At 36.7% G+C, this 21,029-nt stretch carries 22 protein-coding genes and 1 other annotated feature; of the genes, 7 read left to right on the top strand and 15 right to left on the bottom strand.

What is annotated here, in order from left to right:
* Window positions 1–37: 37 nt before the first annotated feature.
* From LMD38_RS03270 to LMD38_RS03260, 3 genes are all read right to left on the bottom strand, one after another.
* Window positions 38–361 (bottom strand): hypothetical protein, encoded by a 324-nt coding sequence (locus LMD38_RS03270; RefSeq protein ID WP_001110853.1) that lies wholly within the window; start codon window positions 359–361, stop codon window positions 38–40.
* A 23-nt stretch (window positions 362–384) separates the two neighbouring features.
* Window positions 385–606 carry a spore germination protein gene (locus tag LMD38_RS03265; RefSeq protein WP_000512597.1) on the bottom strand — a complete coding sequence of 74 codons (222 nt, stop codon included), beginning with the start codon at window positions 604–606 and terminating at the stop codon, window positions 385–387.
* Window positions 607–683: 77 nt separating this feature from the next.
* Complete coding sequence (locus LMD38_RS03260; RefSeq protein ID WP_000141203.1) at window positions 684–989, bottom strand: rhodanese-like domain-containing protein; 306 nt, start codon at window positions 987–989, stop codon at window positions 684–686.
* 198 nt (window positions 990–1,187) lie between these two features.
* On the opposite strand from LMD38_RS03260, the gene LMD38_RS03255 reads away from it, so the two are divergent.
* A complete protein-coding gene (locus LMD38_RS03255) occupies window positions 1,188–1,370 on the top strand; it encodes a hypothetical protein (RefSeq protein ID WP_000171883.1) in 183 nt (60 codons plus the stop codon).
* Window positions 1,371–1,419: 49 nt separating this feature from the next.
* Here the strand turns inward: LMD38_RS03255 and LMD38_RS03250 are convergent, their stop codons facing one another.
* Window positions 1,420–2,544 (bottom strand): homoserine O-acetyltransferase family protein, encoded by a 1,125-nt coding sequence (locus LMD38_RS03250; RefSeq protein WP_062822633.1) that lies wholly within the window; start codon window positions 2,542–2,544, stop codon window positions 1,420–1,422.
* 152 nt (window positions 2,545–2,696) lie between these two features.
* On the opposite strand from LMD38_RS03250, the gene LMD38_RS03245 reads away from it, so the two are divergent.
* The 5 genes from LMD38_RS03245 (at window position 2,697) to LMD38_RS03225 (ending at window position 7,748) form a co-directional block, all read left to right on the top strand.
* The gene (locus LMD38_RS03245) at window positions 2,697–4,778 is read left to right on the top strand and encodes a spore germination protein (protein ID WP_080454440.1); all 2,082 of its coding nucleotides are present in this window, start codon (window positions 2,697–2,699) and stop codon (window positions 4,776–4,778) included.
* Window positions 4,779–4,795: 17 nt separating this feature from the next.
* On the top strand, window positions 4,796–5,896 hold the full coding sequence (locus LMD38_RS03240; protein WP_016718708.1) for a spore germination protein: 1,101 nt from the start codon (window positions 4,796–4,798) through the stop codon (window positions 5,894–5,896).
* Window positions 5,866–6,951, top strand: a complete 1,086-nt coding sequence (gerHC, locus tag LMD38_RS03235; RefSeq protein ID WP_016718709.1) for a spore germination protein GerHC — start codon at window positions 5,866–5,868, stop codon at window positions 6,949–6,951. Before LMD38_RS03240 ends, gerHC begins: the two co-directional genes overlap by 31 nt.
* 90 nt (window positions 6,952–7,041) lie before the next feature.
* Window positions 7,042–7,227 carry a hypothetical protein gene (locus LMD38_RS03230; protein ID WP_000038779.1) on the top strand — a complete coding sequence of 62 codons (186 nt, stop codon included), beginning with the start codon at window positions 7,042–7,044 and terminating at the stop codon, window positions 7,225–7,227.
* 98 nt (window positions 7,228–7,325) lie between these two features.
* Window positions 7,326–7,748 (top strand): pyrophosphohydrolase domain-containing protein, encoded by a 423-nt coding sequence (locus tag LMD38_RS03225; protein ID WP_000180554.1) that lies wholly within the window; start codon window positions 7,326–7,328, stop codon window positions 7,746–7,748.
* Window positions 7,749–7,792: 44 nt separating this feature from the next.
* Here LMD38_RS03225 and LMD38_RS03220 read toward each other — a convergent pair whose 3' ends face one another.
* On the bottom strand, window positions 7,793–8,788 hold the full coding sequence (locus LMD38_RS03220) for a hypothetical protein (RefSeq protein WP_227585408.1): 996 nt from the start codon (window positions 8,786–8,788) through the stop codon (window positions 7,793–7,795).
* A gap of 150 nt (window positions 8,789–8,938) precedes the next feature.
* On the opposite strand from LMD38_RS03220, the gene LMD38_RS03215 reads away from it, so the two are divergent.
* Complete coding sequence (locus LMD38_RS03215; RefSeq protein ID WP_000800320.1) at window positions 8,939–9,367, top strand: GNAT family N-acetyltransferase; 429 nt, start codon at window positions 8,939–8,941, stop codon at window positions 9,365–9,367.
* Window positions 9,368–9,392: 25 nt separating this feature from the next.
* Here the strand turns inward: LMD38_RS03215 and leuS are convergent, their stop codons facing one another.
* From leuS to LMD38_RS03165, 10 genes are all read right to left on the bottom strand, one after another.
* The gene (gene leuS / locus LMD38_RS03210; RefSeq protein WP_000009457.1) at window positions 9,393–11,801 is read right to left on the bottom strand and encodes a leucine--tRNA ligase; all 2,409 of its coding nucleotides are present in this window, start codon (window positions 11,799–11,801) and stop codon (window positions 9,393–9,395) included.
* A gap of 65 nt (window positions 11,802–11,866) precedes the next feature.
* Window positions 11,867–12,086 (bottom strand) — a binding site (T-box leader).
* A 188-nt stretch (window positions 12,087–12,274) separates the two neighbouring features.
* Window positions 12,275–13,468, bottom strand: a complete 1,194-nt coding sequence (locus tag LMD38_RS03205; RefSeq protein ID WP_016718712.1) for an MDR family MFS transporter — start codon at window positions 13,466–13,468, stop codon at window positions 12,275–12,277.
* Between the two features lie 305 nt (window positions 13,469–13,773).
* The gene (locus LMD38_RS03200) at window positions 13,774–14,997 is read right to left on the bottom strand and encodes a cation:proton antiporter (protein ID WP_016718713.1); all 1,224 of its coding nucleotides are present in this window, start codon (window positions 14,995–14,997) and stop codon (window positions 13,774–13,776) included.
* 3 nt (window positions 14,998–15,000) lie between these two features.
* Window positions 15,001–15,498, bottom strand: a complete 498-nt coding sequence (locus LMD38_RS03195; RefSeq protein WP_001026046.1) for a cation:proton antiporter regulatory subunit — start codon at window positions 15,496–15,498, stop codon at window positions 15,001–15,003.
* 34 nt (window positions 15,499–15,532) lie between these two features.
* Window positions 15,533–16,099, bottom strand: a complete 567-nt coding sequence (locus tag LMD38_RS03190) for a tyrosine-type recombinase/integrase (protein WP_000454214.1) — start codon at window positions 16,097–16,099, stop codon at window positions 15,533–15,535.
* A 333-nt stretch (window positions 16,100–16,432) separates the two neighbouring features.
* Complete coding sequence (locus tag LMD38_RS03185; RefSeq protein WP_062822629.1) at window positions 16,433–18,277, bottom strand: FtsX-like permease family protein; 1,845 nt, start codon at window positions 18,275–18,277, stop codon at window positions 16,433–16,435.
* 16 nt (window positions 18,278–18,293) lie between these two features.
* A complete protein-coding gene (locus LMD38_RS03180; protein ID WP_000165859.1) occupies window positions 18,294–19,055 on the bottom strand; it encodes an ABC transporter ATP-binding protein in 762 nt (253 codons plus the stop codon).
* 307 nt (window positions 19,056–19,362) lie between these two features.
* Window positions 19,363–20,385, bottom strand: a complete 1,023-nt coding sequence (locus LMD38_RS03175; protein ID WP_061183705.1) for a DUF418 domain-containing protein — start codon at window positions 20,383–20,385, stop codon at window positions 19,363–19,365.
* 137 nt (window positions 20,386–20,522) lie between these two features.
* Window positions 20,523–20,672: a hypothetical protein gene (locus LMD38_RS03170; protein WP_001129340.1), complete on the bottom strand. Its 150-nt coding sequence runs from the start codon at window positions 20,670–20,672 to the stop codon at window positions 20,523–20,525.
* A 15-nt stretch (window positions 20,673–20,687) separates the two neighbouring features.
* On the bottom strand, window positions 20,688–20,951 hold the full coding sequence (locus tag LMD38_RS03165; protein ID WP_000840873.1) for a YtzC family protein: 264 nt from the start codon (window positions 20,949–20,951) through the stop codon (window positions 20,688–20,690).
* Window positions 20,952–21,029 lie beyond the last annotated feature (78 nt).

Here is a 21,029-nt window from a genome sequence, read left to right as displayed (position 1 = left end):
TATTTTTATTTTAAATAATAAAAACTCCCTTAATTCCTTAAGGGAGTCCAGCAACTGAATCCATATTATCTGTATTAGGGACAGCTTGTGCTATACCCGATGCATTTACACTTTGCCCCATATTTGTTCCTGTTACAGTACCAGCAGGAGTACCTCTCGTATACGTTGTTGTGACAGAATCTCCTGGCTGTAAACAAAGCTTCGTTTCCGTCCCTATTACTGTAACAACGTCAATCCAAGTGCATCCCATTGAACCACTATAGGATTTCGAAGCAGTAAATGACGTATCACTCAAATTATCACCCGTAAATATATTCCCAGTGTTATTCACAATAACAAACTCTTTTATATGTGCTGGCATACTAACACTCTACCTTTCCTTTATTAACCCAATGTACGTGTACTCGTTGATAATGGTGGAAGAAATACTGATGTTCGAATCACCTCTGGTGGCTGCCTTTTTCCATTTAAAAAAATAGCCGCACTTGATCCTCCAGCACCCGCATAAGCTTTCGATACAGCAAAAGGCGCGATATTATAACAGTCGCCAACATTAACGGCTCCTGTATTGTTAATAATTTTCACTTTACGCATATTAATCCCCATTTACCTATCCCCCTTTTGTACACTGTATGCAAAAGAAAAAAACTTGAAACAGACTCGTTTCAAGTTTTTTAAACTACTTATTTCGTTTCTCCTTCATATTGAAGCATGCCGCCTACCATGTTCACTGTTTTAAATCCTTGCTCATTTAAATAATGGCATACATTTTCACTGCGCATTCCCGAACGACAAATAAAGATATATTCATTCTCTTTATCAAAGAAATCTACTTTATTTGGGATATCGCCCATTTTAATATGTACAGCTTCTGGAATTTTTCCTGCCGCTACTTCTTCATCTTCCCTTACGTCTACTAAAAATAACGTTTCTCCTTTTTCTAAACGCTCTTGCACCTCTTCTGTAGTAATTGTTTTAACTTCTGTCATATGTTGTTCCTCCTTATATAAAATAAAACCTTTATTTTCTTTTTTAACGAACATTCTCTATCAATTTTAGCACGCGAAAGAAAGAACGCAAAGAATCGAAAAACTATTTCTCAATTTTCTCGCAAAACTTATTCTTTACAAACATAACCCTTGCATTGTATCCTCAATATACTTGTTTTATGAAAGGAGCCAATGAAAATGACACTTTTCCTTTTCATTATGGGCATCATTTTCTTAATCGCTGCAATTATTGCACTTAGTATGAAAAATAATAGAAAGATAAAATCACCACAAGAAATGTCATTCTTATTTCTATTGCTTAGTATCGCATTCTTCGGTATAGCAATTGCCACATATATTTTTCGCCTACAAATCATGTAAAAAAAGGTGCCTACTACATACATTGCACCTTTTTCACATCATTTATTTTCTACACAAAACTAGACACTTTCCGATTTAAAAATTCATAAACTTTCTTTTCAAATAAATGAATATCAAATGCTCCCGCCATATGTCCATTTATACTTTCTATCTCATACACTTCCGCATACTTCCCTTGTTTTTGCAACATGTCTACCATTTTGTAATTATAACGTGACGGCTGAAGCAAATCTTGTTTACACGGAATCATAAGTACATTTGCTTCTATATTAGACAGTGCCTCTTCTAAAGACGAAAATCCATGCGCAATATCATGTAATAAAACTGCTTTCGCGGTATACATCCATGAATTTGCATCAACTAAAGCTATACTTCTATTTGTCACTTTGTTAATTTCTTTCTCAAATGATGTTAATGCAGAAAATGTTTCATAAGGCTCTTTCTCTATACTATTACGAGGAAATGTCGTTTCGTAAAAATGCTCGTCAAACGCGTTCATAAACATCATTCTATTTGCTAAATGAAGCCCCTTCATTGGCTGCTCTTCTCCATATTTTCCGCCCTTCCAACTTGGATCCAGCTCGATAGCCTCAATTGCATTTTGCGCTACATTTACCGACGTAATAATTGGATTTTGCGGGTTCGTAATAACACCAATCATCCGCTCTACCATATGAGGATAATGAACAGCCCATTGCTGCGCAATTATCCCGCCAGCTGACGGCCCCATTACAGCATGTAGCCTTGCGATTCCCATATCTTTTATTAACTCATATTGCATACGAGCTACATCAAGAAATGTAAAAACCGGAAAATCCATCGCATATTCATCTCCAGTTTTTGGATTAATCGATTTCGGTCCCGTTGTAATTACATACGGGTTCTTCACCTGCACATTACAAAGATTATCAGTACAGATAACAAAGTATTTATTTGTATCAATTGCTTTTCCCGGTCCAATTAAACCGTCCCACCAGCCAGACTCCTCATCATGCGCTGTATATTTTCCTGCTGCGTGACTAGTTGCACTAAAATAATGACAAACCAAAATCGCATTTGACCTTTCTCTATTTAAAGTACCATAAGTCTCATACCCCATTTGAACAGGAATTGTCCTACCATTTTCAAATGTAAACTCCTTTAAAATAAATTTCTCCTTTTTTACAATTTGCACAGACTCGCCCTCTTCTCGTCATAGTATGTACTGCTTACTAAAGGATTTTTTCTATGCAAACCAATCTCCTCCTTCTTTTCATAAATAAATGAATAATATACAAAATTAGCCACAAAATAGCACTATATTACACAATTAAAGAGGGCATACATATGATTTGGAATTGGCTACGTAAGAAAAAAAAATCAAATACAACAGAGAAAAACGAAACAGATAACTCGGAGCAACACGCTAACAATCAAGAGGGTGATAACAAAAAACTGAATAGAAGTATGAAGCATAATAAAGATAACAATGGCGAGCAAAAAAAAGAGGGACATAAGGAGTCTTCTCAAGGTCCGCAACAACATACTAAGCAAAATGAATCCAATCAGGATCAACAACGCTCTAAGCAAGATCATTCGGATCAAGAGAAACAGCAACACTCTGAACAAGATGACCGTGATCAAAATAAACAACAACACGCTAAGCAAAACGACTCAAATCAGGATAAACAGCAAAGTTCTAAACAAGACGCATCTTCTCAAGATCAACAGCAAGATTCTAAACAAGATGACTCGAATCAAGATAAACAACAAAACTCTAAACAAGACAACTCAACTCAGGGTAAACAGCAAGATTCTAAACAAGACTACTCAGATCAAGATAAACAACAAAACTCTAAACAAGACAACTCTGATCAGGATAAACAACAAAGCTCTAAACAAGACAACTCCGATCAAGGTAAACAGCAAAATTCTAAAGGTAATAGTATCTATGATTTTTCGAAACCAGAAAAAGATCGTATTCATTCTCTACAAGATTTAATAGAGAAACTCAAAAAGTCTAGTGATTTCGTTAATTATCACACATCTGACGATGAAACGATGCCTTATTGGATTTCTTACTATCGTCCTTCTCTTGATGGTGAGAAATTGCAAAAGTATTTAATGCCTACTCTTTTAGAACGACCTAATGCTTCACTAGAAGAGCTGAAAGAGCATATTCCGATGAGCGGCATTACAATTACGAACGATTTACAAAAAATTGAGGACATGGTGTTAAAGGGGCATGCGATCGTTCAAGTAAATCAACAAGATCAAAAATGTATGCTCGCAAATATTGCAATTGATAATTATCGTGCACCAACTCCTCCTTTAAACGAATCGACTGTTATTGGTCCGCAAGAAGGTTTTGTAGAGGATATTGATACAAATATTAATTTAGTTCGAAAACGTCTTCCTGTTTTAGATTTACAAACAAAAGAGATGATTGTTGGTGAGTTTTCCAAAACAAAAGTTGTCATGATGTATTTAGACAACCTTGCTGAAAAAGATAATGTTGATTTTCTAGAAGAGTCATTACGCGCTCTTGAATATGATCAAATTAATGATAGTGCTTATATACAAGAATTAATGGGTGAAAAATCGATTTTTCCTCTCTATATCAATACAGAACGCACTGATAGAGTTACAAAAGCACTAATCGATGGGAAAATCGCTATTTTTGTTGATGGTTCTCCAAGTGTTTTACTAACACCTGTATCCTATTTCGATTTTTTCATTTCACCAGAAGACTACAACGTCTCTTGGCTATACGCTACATTTTCAAGAATTTTACGACTTATCGCCGTTCTATTCTCAATATGCGCTACACCGTTATACGTTGCAATTTTAAATTATCATTATGAACTCATTCCGAGTGATTTACTTGAAACTTTAATTTTATCAAGAGCACAAGTACCATTCCCACCTTTAATTGAAGCACTCTTTTTAGAACTAGCAATCGACTTACTGAGAGAAGCTGGCGCGAGGTTACCGATGAAAGTTGGTCAAACGCTTGGGATTGTAGGCGGTATCGTAATCGGACAAGCATCTGTACAAGCTGGTTTAACGAGTAATATTTTATTAATTATCGTTGCTTTATCAGCACTCGCTTCCTTTATTACACCTATTTATAAAATGGGTAATGCGGTTCGATTACTACGTTTCCCGTTTCTCATATTTGCAGAAATAGGTGGTCTCTTCGGGATTTCTCTTGGATTTATCTTTTTATTTACCCATCTATTTAGACTTACTTCTTTACGCAAGCCGTACGCTTTGTTCTACCCAACAAGACAACAATCTGTTAAAGATTCTTGGATTCGTTTCCCTTTAACAATGATTGATACACGTGATGTACAAGCAAGACCACAACATGTAAAAAAAGCAGCAAAAGGCATTTCAACAAAACATAGATCAGACTTTGATGATTAAGAAATGAGGTGCATTCGATGAGTAAAGTTCAAGAAAAATATCAAATATCTCCTATCTTCGTTTTCTTCTTAATTCACGGTGCACAGTTCGGTGCTGGCGTTCTCGGTTTCGCTCGAATCACCGCAAAGGCCGCTGGTTACGACGGATGGATGGGCGTTGTAATCACAGGGCTCTGTATCCATCTTCTTATATGGATGATGTATTTTTTATTAAAAGAAACAAATGGAAATTTAATTGATTTACAAAGGCAAACGTTTGGAAAGTGGATAGGGAATGTCTTTAATATCATCTTTGCAGCTTATTTTTTAATCGTCAGTATTTCGGTTATTCGAACGTATGTTGAAATTATTCAAGTATGGATGTTTCCTACTGCTTCCACCTTTATGTTAACACTCTTTTTGTGCTTAGTTAGCTATTACATTATCTCTTCTGGATTTCGTGTAATTACCGGTATTTGCGTCATCTCTGTTGGTGGTACATTAGGATATTTATTTCTAAGCTTATTCGTTTTGAAATATTCACATTGGGATAATTTACTCCCTATATTCACCCATTCTTTTTCAGACATTTTAAAAACCGCTCAAGTGTCAATCTACAGTATGACCGGTTTTGAGATTTACCTCATGGTGTATCCATTTGTGAAAAAGCCTATGCAATCTCATAAATACGCTCAGCTCGGAGCACTATTTTCAAATCTTCTATATGTATTTAGCACCCTTTTAGCCTTTGCATTTTTTAGTGAAAAACAATTGTTAAAAACGATATGGCCGCAACTTTCTATGACTCAAGTCATTCAATTACCGTTTATAGAAAGACTCGAATATATTGCAATTTCAGGCTATGCACTCGTTATTATTTCAAGTTTTATCCTCCCCTTATGGGCGTCAATGAGAGCAACTCACGAAATATTCCGCGTAAAGCAAAGAGGTGTTTTAATCGCTTTTATCTTTATCACGCTCATTGTTTCGCAACTTTTAACAAACAGACACGATATTAATAACTTTATTAGTAATGCATCGAAGGTTAGTTTTTGGCTCATTTATGTATACATCCCAATTCTATTTATTATTGTGTGGGTGAAAAGAAAATGGAAAAAATCAAAAGCACAAGTAAATTAATACTTATTTCTTGTATAACACTCTTCAGTCTAACTGGGTGTTTACAAAAAAATATTATCGATGATGTACAACTTATTCAAGGAACAGTATTTGATGTTGCAAAAGATAAAAAAGTAAAAGTGACATTCGTTTGTCCCATTCAGAAAAAAGGAAATAAAGTTCAAGTTTTTGAAGGCACCGCAAATGCGGTAAAACAAGTAAAAGCAGACACATCGTTAGAGTCTTCTCAACCGTTTGCTAGTGGGCAAATGCGTGTCGCTCTATATACGATAAAACTTGCCAAAACAGGAATGTCTACTTCATTCGATACATTACTTCGAGATGTAAACATAGGGAACGCTTTATATGTTGGTTTATTAGAGGGGAATGGTACTGAACTTTTAAAAGGCAAATATTCGACTTCATACAACGTTGCAATTTATATAAAAAAGTTGTTAGAACATAATATGGAGACCGGTCCTTTACCAACAGATAATCTGCATGTAGGAGCATTCCGTTATTATCAAGAAGGGCAAGACTACTATATTCCCATTCTAAAGAAGCATGGTGATAAAATAAAAATCAACGGAATTGGTCTTTTTAAAAAGGATAAATATATCGGGAAAATCGCAGAAAAAGATATGTTCATCTTTAAAGGACTATTAGAGAAACATAAATTAGATTCACATGAATTCAAAACGGATTCCGCGTACGTAATGATTAATAATATTCGTTCTGTTCCAACTTACGATATAAAAATTAAAAACGGGAAGCCTTCTTTCTTCATTCACGTTCATCTTGATGCACGTATTCAAGAACTATCGAAGCAAATTAACTTAGAAAATAACAAGAACACAAAAAACATTGAAAAAAACATCCAAAAACAATTAGATAAACAAGCTGCTAAATTAATTAAGCAGTTTAAATCTTTAGGCGTTGATCCTCTCGGGCTAGGAGCTAAATATAAGCAACATTATCGCCCATTCAAATTAGAAAAATGGAGACAGCTGTACAAAGATGTCCCTGTCACTGTAAAATACACCGTAAATATTACAAATTCTGGTGTAATTGAATGAGAAATGATTGAACTCCTCTCTCCAGCATGATACAACGGAAAGAGGAGTTTTTATTTTAGATAGAGAGAGAAGATATTTATGGGGGAGCTTATGTCTAAAAAATTAGTAAAGCCTATTTTAAATGGTATTTTATTTCTCGGCGTCTTTTTATTTGCTCATACATATTTAAAAAATGTTTCCTTCACACGTTATTTACTTGTCGTTATACCAATGTTACTCGTTGGTATATTTGGCATCGATCTTATTTTATCCATTTTAATTAAGAAAGAAGAATAACAGGCGAGCATCTTATTTTCTATAAGATGTTCTTTTCATTTCATAATCACCTTATGTTACAATGAGATTCGGCACTAAGCGAGAAAGGATGAAACAACATGACAAACGAAAAAGGTCTAGATAAAGGGTACGAACTTGTTGCGAAAATGCATGAAGTATTCGGACATCCTGTGACAAATACTCCAACAAAATTAACAGAAGAACGCGCAAAAATCCGTGCGAGTTTTATGCAAGAAGAGCTAGAAGAATTTCTAGAAGCAACGACTGTTGAAGATCAATACGATGCACTGATTGACCTTATTTACTTTGCATTCGGCACGTTTGCCGAAATGGGCGTACGTCCTGATAAAGGATTCGAAATTGTAAATAATGCAAACATGGCAAAACTATTCCCTGATGGGAAACCAAGATTCCGCGAAGGCGACGGCAAAATTCTAAAACCTGAAGGCTGGCAAGCACCAGAGCCACAACTTCGTGCTGAAATCGAACGTCAACGCCAAGAAGCTGAAAAAAACTGCTAGGATTTCCTAGCAGTTTTTTATTATGTCTTTTTTTCTGCAATTCATTAATGACCCACGTGTCCAGCATGCCCTGCTGCTCCACCAATGCTAGCTGCTCCTGCCGCTGCCCCTGCTCCTCCTGCCCCAATTCCACCTGTCCAAGGAGAAGATTGTTGTTGTTGATACTGTTGATATTGTTGATGTTGTTGATGTTGTTGATGTTGTTGGTGTTGTTGACCTTGATGACCATGTTGGCCATGATGACCGTGCTGACCTTGATGGTGATGCTGGCCATGGTGACCGTGTTGGCCTTGGTGGTGATGCTGGCCATGGTGACCGTGTTGGCCTTGGTGGTGATGATGACCATGGTGACCGTGTTGGCCTTGGTGATGACCATGGTGACCGTGTTGGTGGCCTTGATGTGTTTGATAAAGAACAGCTTGCGGATGAATGTGGTGTTGACCGTGGTGATGTACTTGTTGTTGGTGATGATGTACATGGTGGCCGTGTTGGCCTTGGTGATGACCATGATGACCGTGCTGACCTTGGTGATGGTGATGACCATGATGGCCGTGCTGACCTTGGTGATGGTGATGACCATGATGGCCGTGCTGACCTTGGTGGTGATGATGACCATGATGACCGTGGTGATGGTGATGTACATGATGACCATGAACAGCTTGCGGATAACCACCTACTCCGCCTGCCACAACACCTACTCCCGGTACCGGAAATCCTGTTTGTACCCCTCCAACGAAAGATGGGAATGTAGTTGGTACCCCTACTGGAATTCCTGTCTGTACGCCAGCTACTGATGTTGGAAAGCCTCCTGTTACTGTAGGCATTCCAGCCCCTGATGTCGAAAAGCCCCCCATTAATGTAGGCATTCCAGTTTGCATACCAGCTACCGATGTCGGAAAACCTCCTGCTCCTCCGCCCATCCAGCTCGGAATACCACCGTATCCTTGTTGGCCAGCTCCTCCCATTAACATCATTTGTTCATAACTATCCGAACCACCTCCGAAAAAACCATGTGGTGCATTATTGTCCATCCCTTTCATTCCTTTCACCTCTTCTACTCAATTTAGCCTACCTTTTTTATCATATTTCCTATAGAAAAATAGGTGTTTGTCTGTATGGGAATTCCGCTCCTTTTTCTTCATTCATGGTAAAATTAATTAACTGAATATTTTTTCTAGGGGGTATTTCCATTGAAGAACGTAACAAAAGCTTCTATCGATGATTTAGATTCAATCGTACATATAGATATTGATGTAATCGGAAATGATAGTAGACGAAATTATATTAAGCACTCTATTGATGAGGGACGATGCGTCATCGTAAAAGAAGATAATTCTATTTCCGGTTTTCTAACATACGATACAAATTTCTTTGATTGTACTTTCCTCTCATTAATCATCGTTTCGCCAACAAAAAGAAGGCGAGGCTATGCAAGCTCGTTACTCTCATATATGCTAAGTCATTCTCCTACTCAAAAAATATTTTCTTCAACGAACGAATCAAATGAAAGTATGCAAAAAGTTTTTAATGCGAACGGTTTTATACGTAGTGGAATAGTTGAAAACTTAGATGAAGGGGATCCTGAAATTATTTTCTACACAAAAAAGCTCAGAGCATAAGCGCTCTGAGCTTTTCTTTCATACATTAGTTTGCAACAACGTTAACAAGTTTTCCAGGAACTACAATTACTTTACGAACTGTTTTCCCTTCAATTTGGTCCTTAATTGCTTCAAGTGCAAGTTGTTCCATTTCTTCTTTTGATGCGTCTTTACTCATTGTTAGTTTTGCGCGAACTTTACCCATAACTTGAACAACGATTTCAACTTCATCTTCTACAAGTTTAGACTCATCAAATGTTGGCCAGCTTGCATATGTGATTGTTTCATTGTATCCAAGTTTGCTCCATAGCTCTTCCCCGATGTGAGGTGCAACTGGTGCAATCATTTTTACGAAACCTTCTACATATTCTTTCGGAAGTGTTTCAGCTTTGTATGCATCGTTGATGAATACCATCATTTGAGAAATCGCTGTGTTGAAGCGAAGCTCTGCATAGTCTTCTGTTACTTTCTTCACTGTTTGGTGGTAAGCTTTTTCAAGCTCTTTATTTGGTGCATCAGTAATTTTCTCACTTAATTCACCGTTATCTTGAACGAATAGACGCCATACGCGGTCTAGGAAACGACGAGCTCCGTCAAGACCATTTTCAGACCAAGCGATTGAAGCATCTAATGGTCCCATGAACATTTCGTATAGACGAAGTGTATCTGCACCGTGGCTTGCTACGATATCATCAGGGTTTACAACGTTACCTTTTGATTTACTCATTTTCTCGTTGTTTTCACCTAGAATCATACCTTGGTTGAATAATTGTTGGAACGGCTCTTTCGTTGGAACTACACCGATATCGTATAATACTTTATGCCAGAAACGAGCATATAGTAAGTGAAGTACAGCGTGCTCTGCTCCGCCGATATAAATATCAACTGGAAGCCATTGTTTTACTTTTTCAGGATCTACAAGTGCTTCGCTATTGTTTGGATCGATGTAGCGTAGGTAGTACCAGCAGCTACCAGCCCATTGTGGCATTGTGTTCGTTTCACGACGACCTTTTTTACCAGTCTCAGGATCAACAACATTTACCCACTCGTCAATGTTAGCAAGTGGTGATTCACCTGTACCTGAAGGACGGATGTTGTCTGTTTTCGGAAGAACTAATGGTAATTCTTCTTCTTTTACAGCTGTCATTGTGCCATCTTCCCAGTGAATAACTGGAATTGGCTCACCCCAGTAACGTTGACGGCTGAATAACCAGTCACGTAGACGGTATGTTACTTTTTGATTTCCTGCGCTCGTTACTTCAAGCCATTCAATCATTTTTGCGATTGCTTCTTCTTTATTTAAACCATCAAGGAATGCTGAGTTTACGTGTTCACCATCACCTGTGTATGCTTCTTTCGTAATGTCTCCGCCTTTTACAACTTCCTTCATCGGAAGATTGAACGTTGATGCGAATTCATAGTCACGCTCATCATGAGCTGGAACTGCCATTACAGCACCTGTTCCGTAAGTTGCAAGAACGTAATCAGCGATCCAGATTGGTAATTTCTCACCATTTACTGGGTTAACTGCGTAAGCACCAGTGAATACACCAGTTTTCTCTTTCGCAAGTTCTGTACGCTCTAAATCACTCTTCATTTTTACTGAATTAATGTAAGCTTCTACAGCTTCTTTTTGTTCAGCAGTTGTAATATCAGCAACAAGTGCATGTTCCGGAGCAAGTACACAGTAGCTTGCACCGAATAGTGTATCAGGACGCGTTGTGAAAACTGTGAACTTCTCGTCTGTACCATCGATATTGAAGTGTACTTCGGCACCTTCAGAACGACCGATCCAGTTACGTTGCATATCTTTTAAGCTTTCTGGCCAATCAAGCTCATCTAGATCTTCTAATAGACGATCTCCGTAAGCTGTAATTTTTAACATCCACTGTCTCATCGGACGACGCTCAACTGGATGTCCACCGCGCTCACTCTTACCGTCAATGATTTCTTCGTTTGCAAGTACTGTACCAAGTGCTGGGCACCAGTTTACAGGTACTTCATCAACGTAAGCTAAGCCTTTTTCAAATAGTTTTAGGAAGATCCATTGTGTCCACTTGTAGTAGTTTGGATCTGTTGTATTTACTTCACGGTCCCAATCGTAAGAGAAACCTAATGATTTAATTTGGTTACGGAATGTATTAATATTATGCTCTGTAAATTCAGCTGGGCTGTTTCCAGTATCAAGTGCATATTGCTCTGCTGGAAGACCGAATGCATCCCATCCCATTGGATGAAGAACGTTATATCCTTGCATACGCTTCATACGAGATAAAATATCTGTTGCTGTATAACCTTCTGGATGTCCTACGTGTAAGCCTGCACCTGATGGATATGGGAACATATCTAGTGCATAAAATTTTGGTTTTTCTGTCTCATCTGGCGTACGGAATGTTTTATTCTCTTCCCAGTACCCTTGCCACTTCTTCTCAATTTCTTGATGATTAAAGCTCATGAGATACCCTCCTTGAAATTCTATTTATTTTCACCGCCCAAAATACAAAAAACCTCTCATCCCTAGAAAGGGACGAGAGGTTATAGATTCCCGCGGTACCACCCTAAATTAATGTACAAATATACATTCGCTTAGATCCGTAACGTGGATTAACGGCAATTGCTACTATTAGTTTCACAACTGCAACTCAAAGGCGAGTTCATAACGAAACGTGGATTGACTTGCACCGACCGTCAACTCTCTAAACCAGCTTCTATTACTACTACTCCTTCTCACTGTTATTACACATATGAGTTAATTTGAACTACCCTCCACTCAGTATCTCTAAAGAGCTTACTTAAAGCGGGGCTTCTCGGTTAATCGTTACTTTTAATAACTAACGAATTCGTCTTAAGACAGCCGAGCTATCTCCCTTGTTCTAAAGGTTGTTTTATTTAAATATATTCTAAAACATGTGAACATGTTCCGTCAAACTAAACTGCAATTTTTTCTTCAACTGTTTCTTCTACTTTTACTCGTTTATCATAAATACTCGTTGCGATAAGCGCTACTACAAGCATTACCATGATTGCTATAAACAATACTTCCATATTGTATAAATCCACAATTGCTCCGCCAACGACCGGCCCGAACATTTTCCCTACAGTCGCCGCACTATTTACAACACCTTGATAAAATCCTAACTTATCTTTTGGCGCAAGTATATTTGCAATCGTTGGAACTGCTGGCCATACGAATAACTCACCTATTGTTAATGTTACCATCGCAACGAGGAACATCGTAAATTGCTGCGCTTGACTTAAAATAATGAATGAAGCCGCAAAAATGATGATTCCGATCATAATTTGTTGTTTTAAAGAACGCTTCATCCAGCGAATTAGCATACTAACTAGCGGCTGCGCACAAACGATCATCGCTCCGTTTATCGTCCATAATAAACTATAGTGACGAAGGCTAATGTTTAATTCTTGCATATGTGTTGCAATCGCTCCTTGCCACTGTACGTATGTAACCCAGCATAAAGCATATGCTACACATACGATAAGAAGTGCTTTGAATCCAGGTGTAAGCGACCAACCTTTTTTCGTTTCCACTTCTTTTTGTACTCCTGGCTCTTTCTTGTCTTCCATACCACGGAATCCAATAAAAGCAATTAAGAAGAAAACAAAGTATAAAATAAAGTTCGCTAAGAAAATATAATCAAAACGATACGATGCAACTAATCCACCACACGCTGTTCCAATCGCAATACCAACGTTTTGTCCAACATACATCGCATTAAATGCTCGTCTTCCGCCCTCTGGCCAAACCGTACCAACCATCGCATACATCGATGGGAAGACCATTCCAGAACCAAAACCGATTAACGCTAGCCACACAACGTATAAAGGCCAACCGTGGAAGAACACAAGACCTAAAATCGATACGAGTGTAATGACAATCCCTACTAAAGTTGATTTATAACCGCCCCATTTATCAAATAAAACACCGCCGAGCAAGTTTCCGATTACACCAGTAAGCGAGTTGATCATTAATACCATTCCGGCCACAGATAAAGATTTTCCTAGGTGATCATGCAAATAAATTGTATTAAAAGGCCATAAAAAAGAAGCACCTGTGACATTAATAATCATCCCAGCTACTAATAGCCATACTTTCCTTGGCATAGTCTCCCCTCCTATTCTATTTTTTCGTTCATCTATAACAGTAAAATTGTAGTCGTTTTTAAATAGGAAGGCAACTGATTAATAGTTGATGAAATTCAGATAATGGTTTGTCGGTAAATGAAATTATATTGATTGCTGTTTGAAAATATATCGGCGATTTTGGAAATATATCAGCGATTATTAAGATATATCGACGATTCTCGAAATATATCAGCGATTATTAAAATATATCGACTTACCGACAAAAAACGACAACAGCAACACTATATAAAGAGGCTGCATGAAGTTCATGCAGCCTCTTTATACTATCCAACTTCCTTTTCTCGCTTTGCACGTTCTTTCGCACTCCATTTAAACACCTTATCTAGTAGCGAGTATATTCTCCCAGACTCTTTCGTTACTAACGGTCCTAACGATGCCAATATTAAAACATATAAAGCAGAGAACGGTTTAATCGCTGCCATTAAGCCACCGGCAATGCCGATATTCGCTACAATAATAGAAAATTCCCCGCGTGACACGAGTGTTAAACCTATATTCGTAGAAGCCTTATGGGATAACCCGGCTTTACGTCCTGCAATCATTCCAGCAGTAAAATTGCCGATTAGAGTAATGAAAACTGCTCCTAATGCCAACCAGACTGCTCCTCCAAGCGAAAACGGATCTATGCTTAAACCGAAGCTGAAAAAGAATATGGCTCCAAAGAAATCACGGAATGGGACGACAAGCTTCTCAATTCGATCGCTATGCTCTGTTTCAGAAAAGACGAGTCCTAACAATAACGCTCCAATTGCCTCAGCGACATGAATCGTTTCTGAAAATCCTGCTACGAAGAATAAAATAGCGAATATTACGATAATAAAAATTTCATTTGAGGAAATATCTAATATTTTATTTAAAAACGGCGTAGCTTTTCTAGCGATTACAAAGAATAGTAGCATATACCCTACTGCGATTAACACCGATGTAAGAGCACCTACAAATGATGTGGCACCACCGAGTACTAACCCTGAAACGACCGATAAATATACAGCTAAAAAAATATCATCAAACATGATGATTCCTAATATTAATTCAGTCTCTTTATTACCAGATCTTCTTAAATCAACAATTACTTTTGCAACAATTGCACTCGATGAAATTGTAATGATTCCAGCAATAATTAACGTCTCTAATAAGGGGAAGCCCATAACATATCCATAAAGCAAACCTAATATGAAATTAAGTGATATGTGGACAGTCCCCCCAAAAGCAATTGATTTTCCTGATTTAATTAATTTTTTTATTGAGAATTCTAAGCCTAAATAGAATAGGAGGAATATGACGCCAACACGGCCGAGGAAGGAAATAACTTCTCCGCTTTCAATAAACCTTAAATCGATAAGTCCTAAATCGGGGGCATGAGGCCCCACTAACATACCGAGTATAATGAGAAACGGAATAATCGAGAACTTTAACTTCGCAGCGAGGATAGCTGCAAAAGCTACTAATACTAACGCAGTTCCAACTTCAAAGATTAAAGTATCCATCGATTATGAATCACCTCCTGATGAAAGCAATTCATTAATAATTCTTTTCACTTCATGTCTTTCACCCGATAACACGAGCATATCGCCAGCTTCAATAATAGAGTCTGGACCTGGATTAAAGAATTTCTTCATATTCTTTTTTAAAATAGCAATAATCGTTACGTTATATGTTTTTCTGACATGTAAGCTACCAATTGTTTTTTGTACGACTGGTGCATGATTTTCCACCTTAAACCATTCAATTGATAATCCTTCAAAAGCCATCTCAATCGTGTCTAATGCTTGTGGTCTATATACCATTCCGCCTAATATAGCTGCAATTTGTCTCGCTTCAGAATCACGAAGAGAAATGCTTGAAATACTCTCATCATGATCCGCATCAAAATGATACATTTCTCTTCGGCCATCATCATGAATAACGATAACCATTTTTTCATTACCTTTTGTTATAACTTCAAATTTACAGCCAATGCCCGGTAATTCACTCTCTCTAATATTCATAATTTCCGCCTCCTAAAGTTTTTAGTTACGGCTTTTACAAATCTACATCAATCTCTGTTTTAAATTCTTCATCTTTTGAGATTCCCAAATACTTTAATGTCTCTGAAGGTGTCGCGTGATGGAAATGCTTTTGCAATAGCGCAATTGCTATTCCCCTTTTGTACGCGTGAAATCCAAATGTTTTTCTCATTGAGTTCGTTCCAATTTTTCCAACAATCCCAACCGCTTCAGCAGCATTATGAATTACACGATACGCTTGTTGACGCGTAATTGAATTTTTCGTTTTATTAGATTGAAATACGTAGTTTTCTCTTTTCACATCAATAGATTGTACGTACTCTAAAAGTGCTTCTTTTACTTTTGTATTTAAATAAATATCTTGTTTAAACTTTTCATCTTTCACAGGAAGAGAATAAAACTCTTTAACAGTTCCATCTTCATTTAATATCTCTTCAAATTTCATACTAAGTAGCTCAGTAATCTTTAATCCAGTGTTAATTCCAATAACAAATAAAAGATAATCTCGCTGAGAGTGCTCTTTTAAATACTTTTTCATAGCCTCAATTTGGCTTATATCTTTTAATGCCTCTACAACTTCCATACATGTATTCTCCTCATCTTATGAACGGTAATTTTCTCATCATGTTGTCCATTTTACCTTATCACGCTATGAGATTTCCATGTATTATCCATTATTTTTACAATATACTTTTAGGTTTGGAAATTTATAATTGTGCAAATACAGTAGGGGTAGGAATAATAGGGGGGATAAAAGTTCAGCCTCTTTCTACAGATCGGATTCCTCCTTTCATTTTCCAGCTGCTTCTACTTTTATATTATGTTACTTACTTACATTATATTATATATTTCAGTAACATTGAAGTGTTTTTTCTGAAAATAATAAAAACCGAGCGTTTTTGCTCGGTTTTTATTATTAATCTTCTTTCGGAAGAACAATTCCTTTATACAATTGAACTGTAATGAAGTAATAAATCGCATAAATAACTACGAAAATTACGATTGGTACCCAAATACGGAAGTACGGATCAACTAAAATAAATCCGAAAATATTCATACCAACTAATACGTGAGCGATACCTACAATCGCTGGGAATAGGAAGACTAAGAATAACTCTTTATAAATGGATTTTGTTAATAATTCACGGCGCACACCGATTTTACGAAGCATTTGATAACGTGTAATATCTTTTGATGCACCAGAAAGAATTTTAAACATTAGGCAGCTTGCCATCATTGCTAAGAACGCAATTCCAAGGAAGAATCCCATAAATACTGTCCCGCTCGCAAGACCATAGAACATGTCATACATTTGATATTTACTATTCATTTGTTCAGCTTTTACATTTTTATATTTATCTAGCTGCAACTCGTCAAGTTTTTTCCATTCTTTTGTGTATGCTACGAAATCATCTGTTTTTCCAGTAAATACAATTCCTTCTTTACCGTTTACAGTATCGTACATTTTTTGATCTACAATTTTAACGGCATGATCTTTGTATATATAGTATGGTTGAATTGTTCTAAATACCTCTTCCCATTCTTCAGGCATTGCTTTTTCATTTTGATCTTGCACTGCTCCTGCTACTGTACCTACTGGAGCTTCTCCTGAAACTTCTTTATATTTACCGAAACTTTCCTTCCCTACACCATCTCGAATGAATGGTTTATGTTTCTCTAAATCTTCTTTTACATAATAAATATATTTGTCGTCTACTTTATAACGATACTCAGTTTTATTTTTAAATGATATACCATCTAAAATTTTCTTCTCTTCAGCTGTAGGATTATGAATAATCGAATCATAAATTTCAAATCCATCAACCGTTTTTATAACGTTATTTTTAAATGCCATACCACCTGAAATTGCACCGGCTCCAAGAGCAACTAACATTGCTACTGTTGCAAGTACCTTTGTTAAACTATTAATACGGAAGTTTAATTGTGCAAATGTAAAAGCGTTAAGTCCCTTTTCACTACGCTTTTTATTACTTTTTAACTTTTTAATAATGACTGGAAGAAGTGAGCCAAATAGCATGTAAGTACCAGCTGTTGTTGTAATTAATGCAATAAGGATTCCCATTTCTCTTAACGTTTCCATATTTATCATCGATGCATATCCAATACCTAATAAAATAACCGCAAGGAATGCAACTACACCTGTCATTTTTCCTTTTACCGCAACACGTTCTGTTTGTGCATCTTCATGTACAAGTTGCAATACAGAAATACGTGATAACTTAATACTATTCATAATTGCTGATAATACAAATAGTGCGAAGAAGAAGATACAAGTAACAATCATTGATGGAAGGTAAAATGCTTTATAGCCTTCACCAGCAAATTCTAATTGTTTCATTAATAACTGACCGATACCTTCTGCAAGTCCTACACCAACTGTAATACCGATCGCAAGAGACGCAGCGCCTAATACGATTGTTTCGATAAACATAAGTAATGTAACTTTATGCTTTTTTGCTCCTAACATCATATACATACCAAACTCTTTTTGACGAAGAGATAATAAGAAAGAGTTCGCATATAAAATATAGAAGAACGTTATAATAGCAAGTAAAAATGAACCTGCCTGGAATACAAATCCAATTGATTGAATAACTGAGTTAGATTCAATAAACGCTTTATTTAGAGCTAACGTTTGAAACATATAAAAAATTGAAATCGACATGACAAGGCCGACAAGTAAGACGATGTAATCTTTCAGCTTACTTTTCAGTCCTGACATGGAAAGTTTAAATAACATACTGGAGCCTCCTTTCTTACGCTTTTTGTGTGCCTAAGTCTGCAAGCACATCTAAAATCTCTTTATAAAATTCTTCACGTGTACCACCGCGGTGAATTTCTTTATATAGCTCACCATCTTGAATGAATAAAATACGCTGACAGTAACTTGCACTGTACGGATCATGTGTAACCATCATAATGGATACACCTTGATCTTTATTTAAGTTTGTCATCGCATCAAGTAAACTCGTTGCATTTTTAGAATCAAGCGCTCCTGTTGGCTCGTCCCCTAAAATAATTGCAGGTTCATGCACTAATGCACGCGCCGCTGCTGAACGTTGTTTCTGTCCACCAGATACTTCAGATGGATACTTTTGAAGAATTGCTGAAATGCCTAACATATCTGCTACCTTTTCTACTTTTGGCCCAATATTTCGCGACGAGACACCTTGAAGAGAAAGTGGAAGTGCAATGTTTTCGTAAATAGATAAGTTCTCTAATAAGTTAAAGTCTTGGAAGATGAATCCTAATTTTTGTGAACGGAAATCTGAAAGCTCACCTTGCTTCATTTGTGTAATATCCGTTCCTGCAATTTCAACAACGCCGCCCGTTGCTTTATCTAGCGTTGAAATTACATTTAATAATGTCGTTTTACCAGAACCAGATGGTCCCATAATCCCAACAAACTCACCCTCTTGAATTGAGAATGATACACCTTTTAATGCATGTGATTGATTCTCACCTTTTTTACCGTACACTTTTTGAACGTTTTTCACGTCTACAACTGGTTTCGTCATATATATCCTCCTACGCTTGTTTTTCCATTACCTATTTTGCGCCTTTTGGAGATGAACTGCTATTTGTTAACATTACAATTACCTTACACTTTTGTAATATAACAAAGGTGTACTTGTAAGCTTGGCTATTAATACTAGTGACATATTGAATCGATAAATGAAATTATATCGGCGATTTTTCAAATATATCGACGATTCTCCTACTTTTATCAGCGATTTTTTTAATATATCGACTTATCGACAAAAGCTGACAATAAAAATAAGCTGCTCCACAAAAGGAACAGCCCACTTCTCTCTTTATCCCACTTTATTTCTTTAAAGGTGTTACCGTCCAATACGTAATAACACGCCAAATCCATTCTAATGGACCCATTTTAAAGATTTTCATCCAAATCACACTACACACAATTTGAATTGCATAAATTGCGATACATACATATAACGTCTGCATGTACGTTAAGTTACCTGCAAAGTTAAATACACTTCCTGCGATTAAAATCATTGCAGTTTGTCCAATATAATTCGTTAAAGCCATACGACCATAATATTTCAGTGGCGCTAACAATGTTTGAACTGGTTTTAATTGAAGTAGTAAAATTAATGCTCCAATATAGAAAGCTGAAATAATTGGTCCAACTGTAATACCAATTTTTAAAAATTGGCTTGCAGCATCCATTGTTCCGTCTTCAATTTCCATTATCCCATTTATAAATGGTTCAGCAGGAACGTGCCCATATTGATACCATACAGCTATTACGCTTAAAACAAACATAATACCTGTAAAAATAGCGACTTTCTTTATGTTCTGCGTAAGATTTTCAAATACACGATATTGTCCTGCAGCAAGCCCTAATAAAATTAAGCCAAGTGGTAATAATTCTTTAACTCCCATTACACTAAAAGCTATTGTCAAAATAAGACCAATGACTAAGTTCACTTGTTTTTTCGCCTTATAAAACGGTAAAACGATTAACCCGCAAATTGCGTATAACGCTAGTGCTTCTCCAGGCTGAAACATTTGATGAATCAAACCGAAAATAAATAGTGCAACTAAACGGCGGAAAAATAAAACATATCCATTTTTCCCCTTTGCAATTGCTCTAGAGATAAAGATATAGAATCCCACTCCAAATAAGAATGAGAAGATTGAGAAGAAACGCCCTTCTACAAATAAGTATAGAAATCTTTGATAACTCGCATCTACTGTATTAGGATCCGGGATTTTAATGTTAAGTAGTGCAAGAATATTTACTAAAATAATCCCCAGTAATGCGAAGCCACGAATGTAATCTAACTCATCAATTCGTTTGTTTGTCATATTGTTCCCCATAAAGCAACTCCTTGTCCAAAATTTAATCCTCCCCTACTCTACTGGAAATGTAGTCTTACAACTATCGACAAACCTTACAAAAATCTTACATTATTGTCATATAGCAAAAATAAAACCAGGTCATATTGCGACCTGGTTTACTCTGATTGTTTCGATTTTTGAGGTTGTCCTTTTTTACTATTACGCTGCTTCACTTGCACAATCGGATCAAGTTCATTTGAAAACTCAGCGTTATGTCCATTTTGCGTTTTTTGTTCTGGATTATTTTGATCTGAACGTTTCGCCATTACATTCACTCCTTATTAGTGCGGTGTAATAATCATTTGATGTTGCAATTGGCGAATTGCCATACGTGCTCTATTTAATTGCTCACGTTGCTCATCATTCGCATGTTGTTGCATCGTTTGTAAATCGTTATATGCTTGTTCTAATTGTAACTGCGCATCTGAATACTCCATCGTATTATAATGCTCTTGTCTCATACCAAGATTTAGTTGTTCTTTCGCATATTCCACAGCTTGTTCCGCTTGTGTAATATACGATTCAAGTGATTGACGCTCTGCCATAATTGTCCCTCCTTGCTTCAATTCCCCTTTAGTGTGTCCCTTCCATATGAACCTTATGAGTATGTTATAATGGATTTT

Origin of the sequence: Bacillus pacificus (assembly GCF_020861345.1) — a bacterium.
Classification (GTDB): Bacteria; Bacillota; Bacilli; order Bacillales; family Bacillaceae_G; genus Bacillus_A; species Bacillus_A pacificus.
The sequence above is the reverse complement of the archived record's forward strand: the minus strand, read 5'-3'. Positions and strand labels throughout refer to the sequence as shown.

Bases quoted from the DNA above. Each gene is read 5' to 3' on its own strand.
- LMD38_RS03270 (WP_001110853.1), bottom strand. From the start codon at position 361: ATGCCAGCACATATAAAAGAGTTTGTTATTGTGAATAACACTGGGAAT.
- LMD38_RS03265 (WP_000512597.1), bottom strand. From the start codon at position 606: ATGGGGATTAATATGCGTAAAGTGAAAATTATTAACAATACAGGAGCC.
- LMD38_RS03260 (WP_000141203.1), bottom strand. From the start codon at position 989: ATGACAGAAGTTAAAACAATTACTACAGAAGAGGTGCAAGAGCGTTTA.
- LMD38_RS03255 (WP_000171883.1), top strand. From the start codon at position 1,188: ATGACACTTTTCCTTTTCATTATGGGCATCATTTTCTTAATCGCTGCA.
- LMD38_RS03245 (WP_080454440.1), top strand. From the start codon at position 2,697: ATGATTTGGAATTGGCTACGTAAGAAAAAAAAATCAAATACAACAGAG.
- LMD38_RS03240 (WP_016718708.1), top strand. From the start codon at position 4,796: ATGAGTAAAGTTCAAGAAAAATATCAAATATCTCCTATCTTCGTTTTC.
- gerHC (WP_016718709.1), top strand. From the start codon at position 5,866: ATGGAAAAAATCAAAAGCACAAGTAAATTAATACTTATTTCTTGTATA.
- LMD38_RS03230 (WP_000038779.1), top strand. From the start codon at position 7,042: ATGTCTAAAAAATTAGTAAAGCCTATTTTAAATGGTATTTTATTTCTC.
- LMD38_RS03225 (WP_000180554.1), top strand. From the start codon at position 7,326: ATGACAAACGAAAAAGGTCTAGATAAAGGGTACGAACTTGTTGCGAAA.
- LMD38_RS03220 (WP_227585408.1), bottom strand. From the start codon at position 8,788: ATGAAAGGGATGGACAATAATGCACCACATGGTTTTTTCGGAGGTGGT.
- leuS (WP_000009457.1), bottom strand. From the start codon at position 11,801: ATGAGCTTTAATCATCAAGAAATTGAGAAGAAGTGGCAAGGGTACTGG.
- LMD38_RS03205 (WP_016718712.1), bottom strand. From the start codon at position 13,468: ATGCCAAGGAAAGTATGGCTATTAGTAGCTGGGATGATTATTAATGTC.
- LMD38_RS03200 (WP_016718713.1), bottom strand. From the start codon at position 14,997: ATGGATACTTTAATCTTTGAAGTTGGAACTGCGTTAGTATTAGTAGCT.
- LMD38_RS03195 (WP_001026046.1), bottom strand. From the start codon at position 15,498: ATGAATATTAGAGAGAGTGAATTACCGGGCATTGGCTGTAAATTTGAA.
- LMD38_RS03190 (WP_000454214.1), bottom strand. From the start codon at position 16,099: ATGGAAGTTGTAGAGGCATTAAAAGATATAAGCCAAATTGAGGCTATG.
- LMD38_RS03185 (WP_062822629.1), bottom strand. From the start codon at position 18,277: ATGTTATTTAAACTTTCCATGTCAGGACTGAAAAGTAAGCTGAAAGAT.
- LMD38_RS03180 (WP_000165859.1), bottom strand. From the start codon at position 19,055: ATGACGAAACCAGTTGTAGACGTGAAAAACGTTCAAAAAGTGTACGGT.
- LMD38_RS03175 (WP_061183705.1), bottom strand. From the start codon at position 20,385: ATGGGGAACAATATGACAAACAAACGAATTGATGAGTTAGATTACATT.
- LMD38_RS03170 (WP_001129340.1), bottom strand. From the start codon at position 20,672: ATGGCGAAACGTTCAGATCAAAATAATCCAGAACAAAAAACGCAAAAT.
- LMD38_RS03165 (WP_000840873.1), bottom strand. From the start codon at position 20,951: ATGGCAGAGCGTCAATCACTTGAATCGTATATTACACAAGCGGAACAA.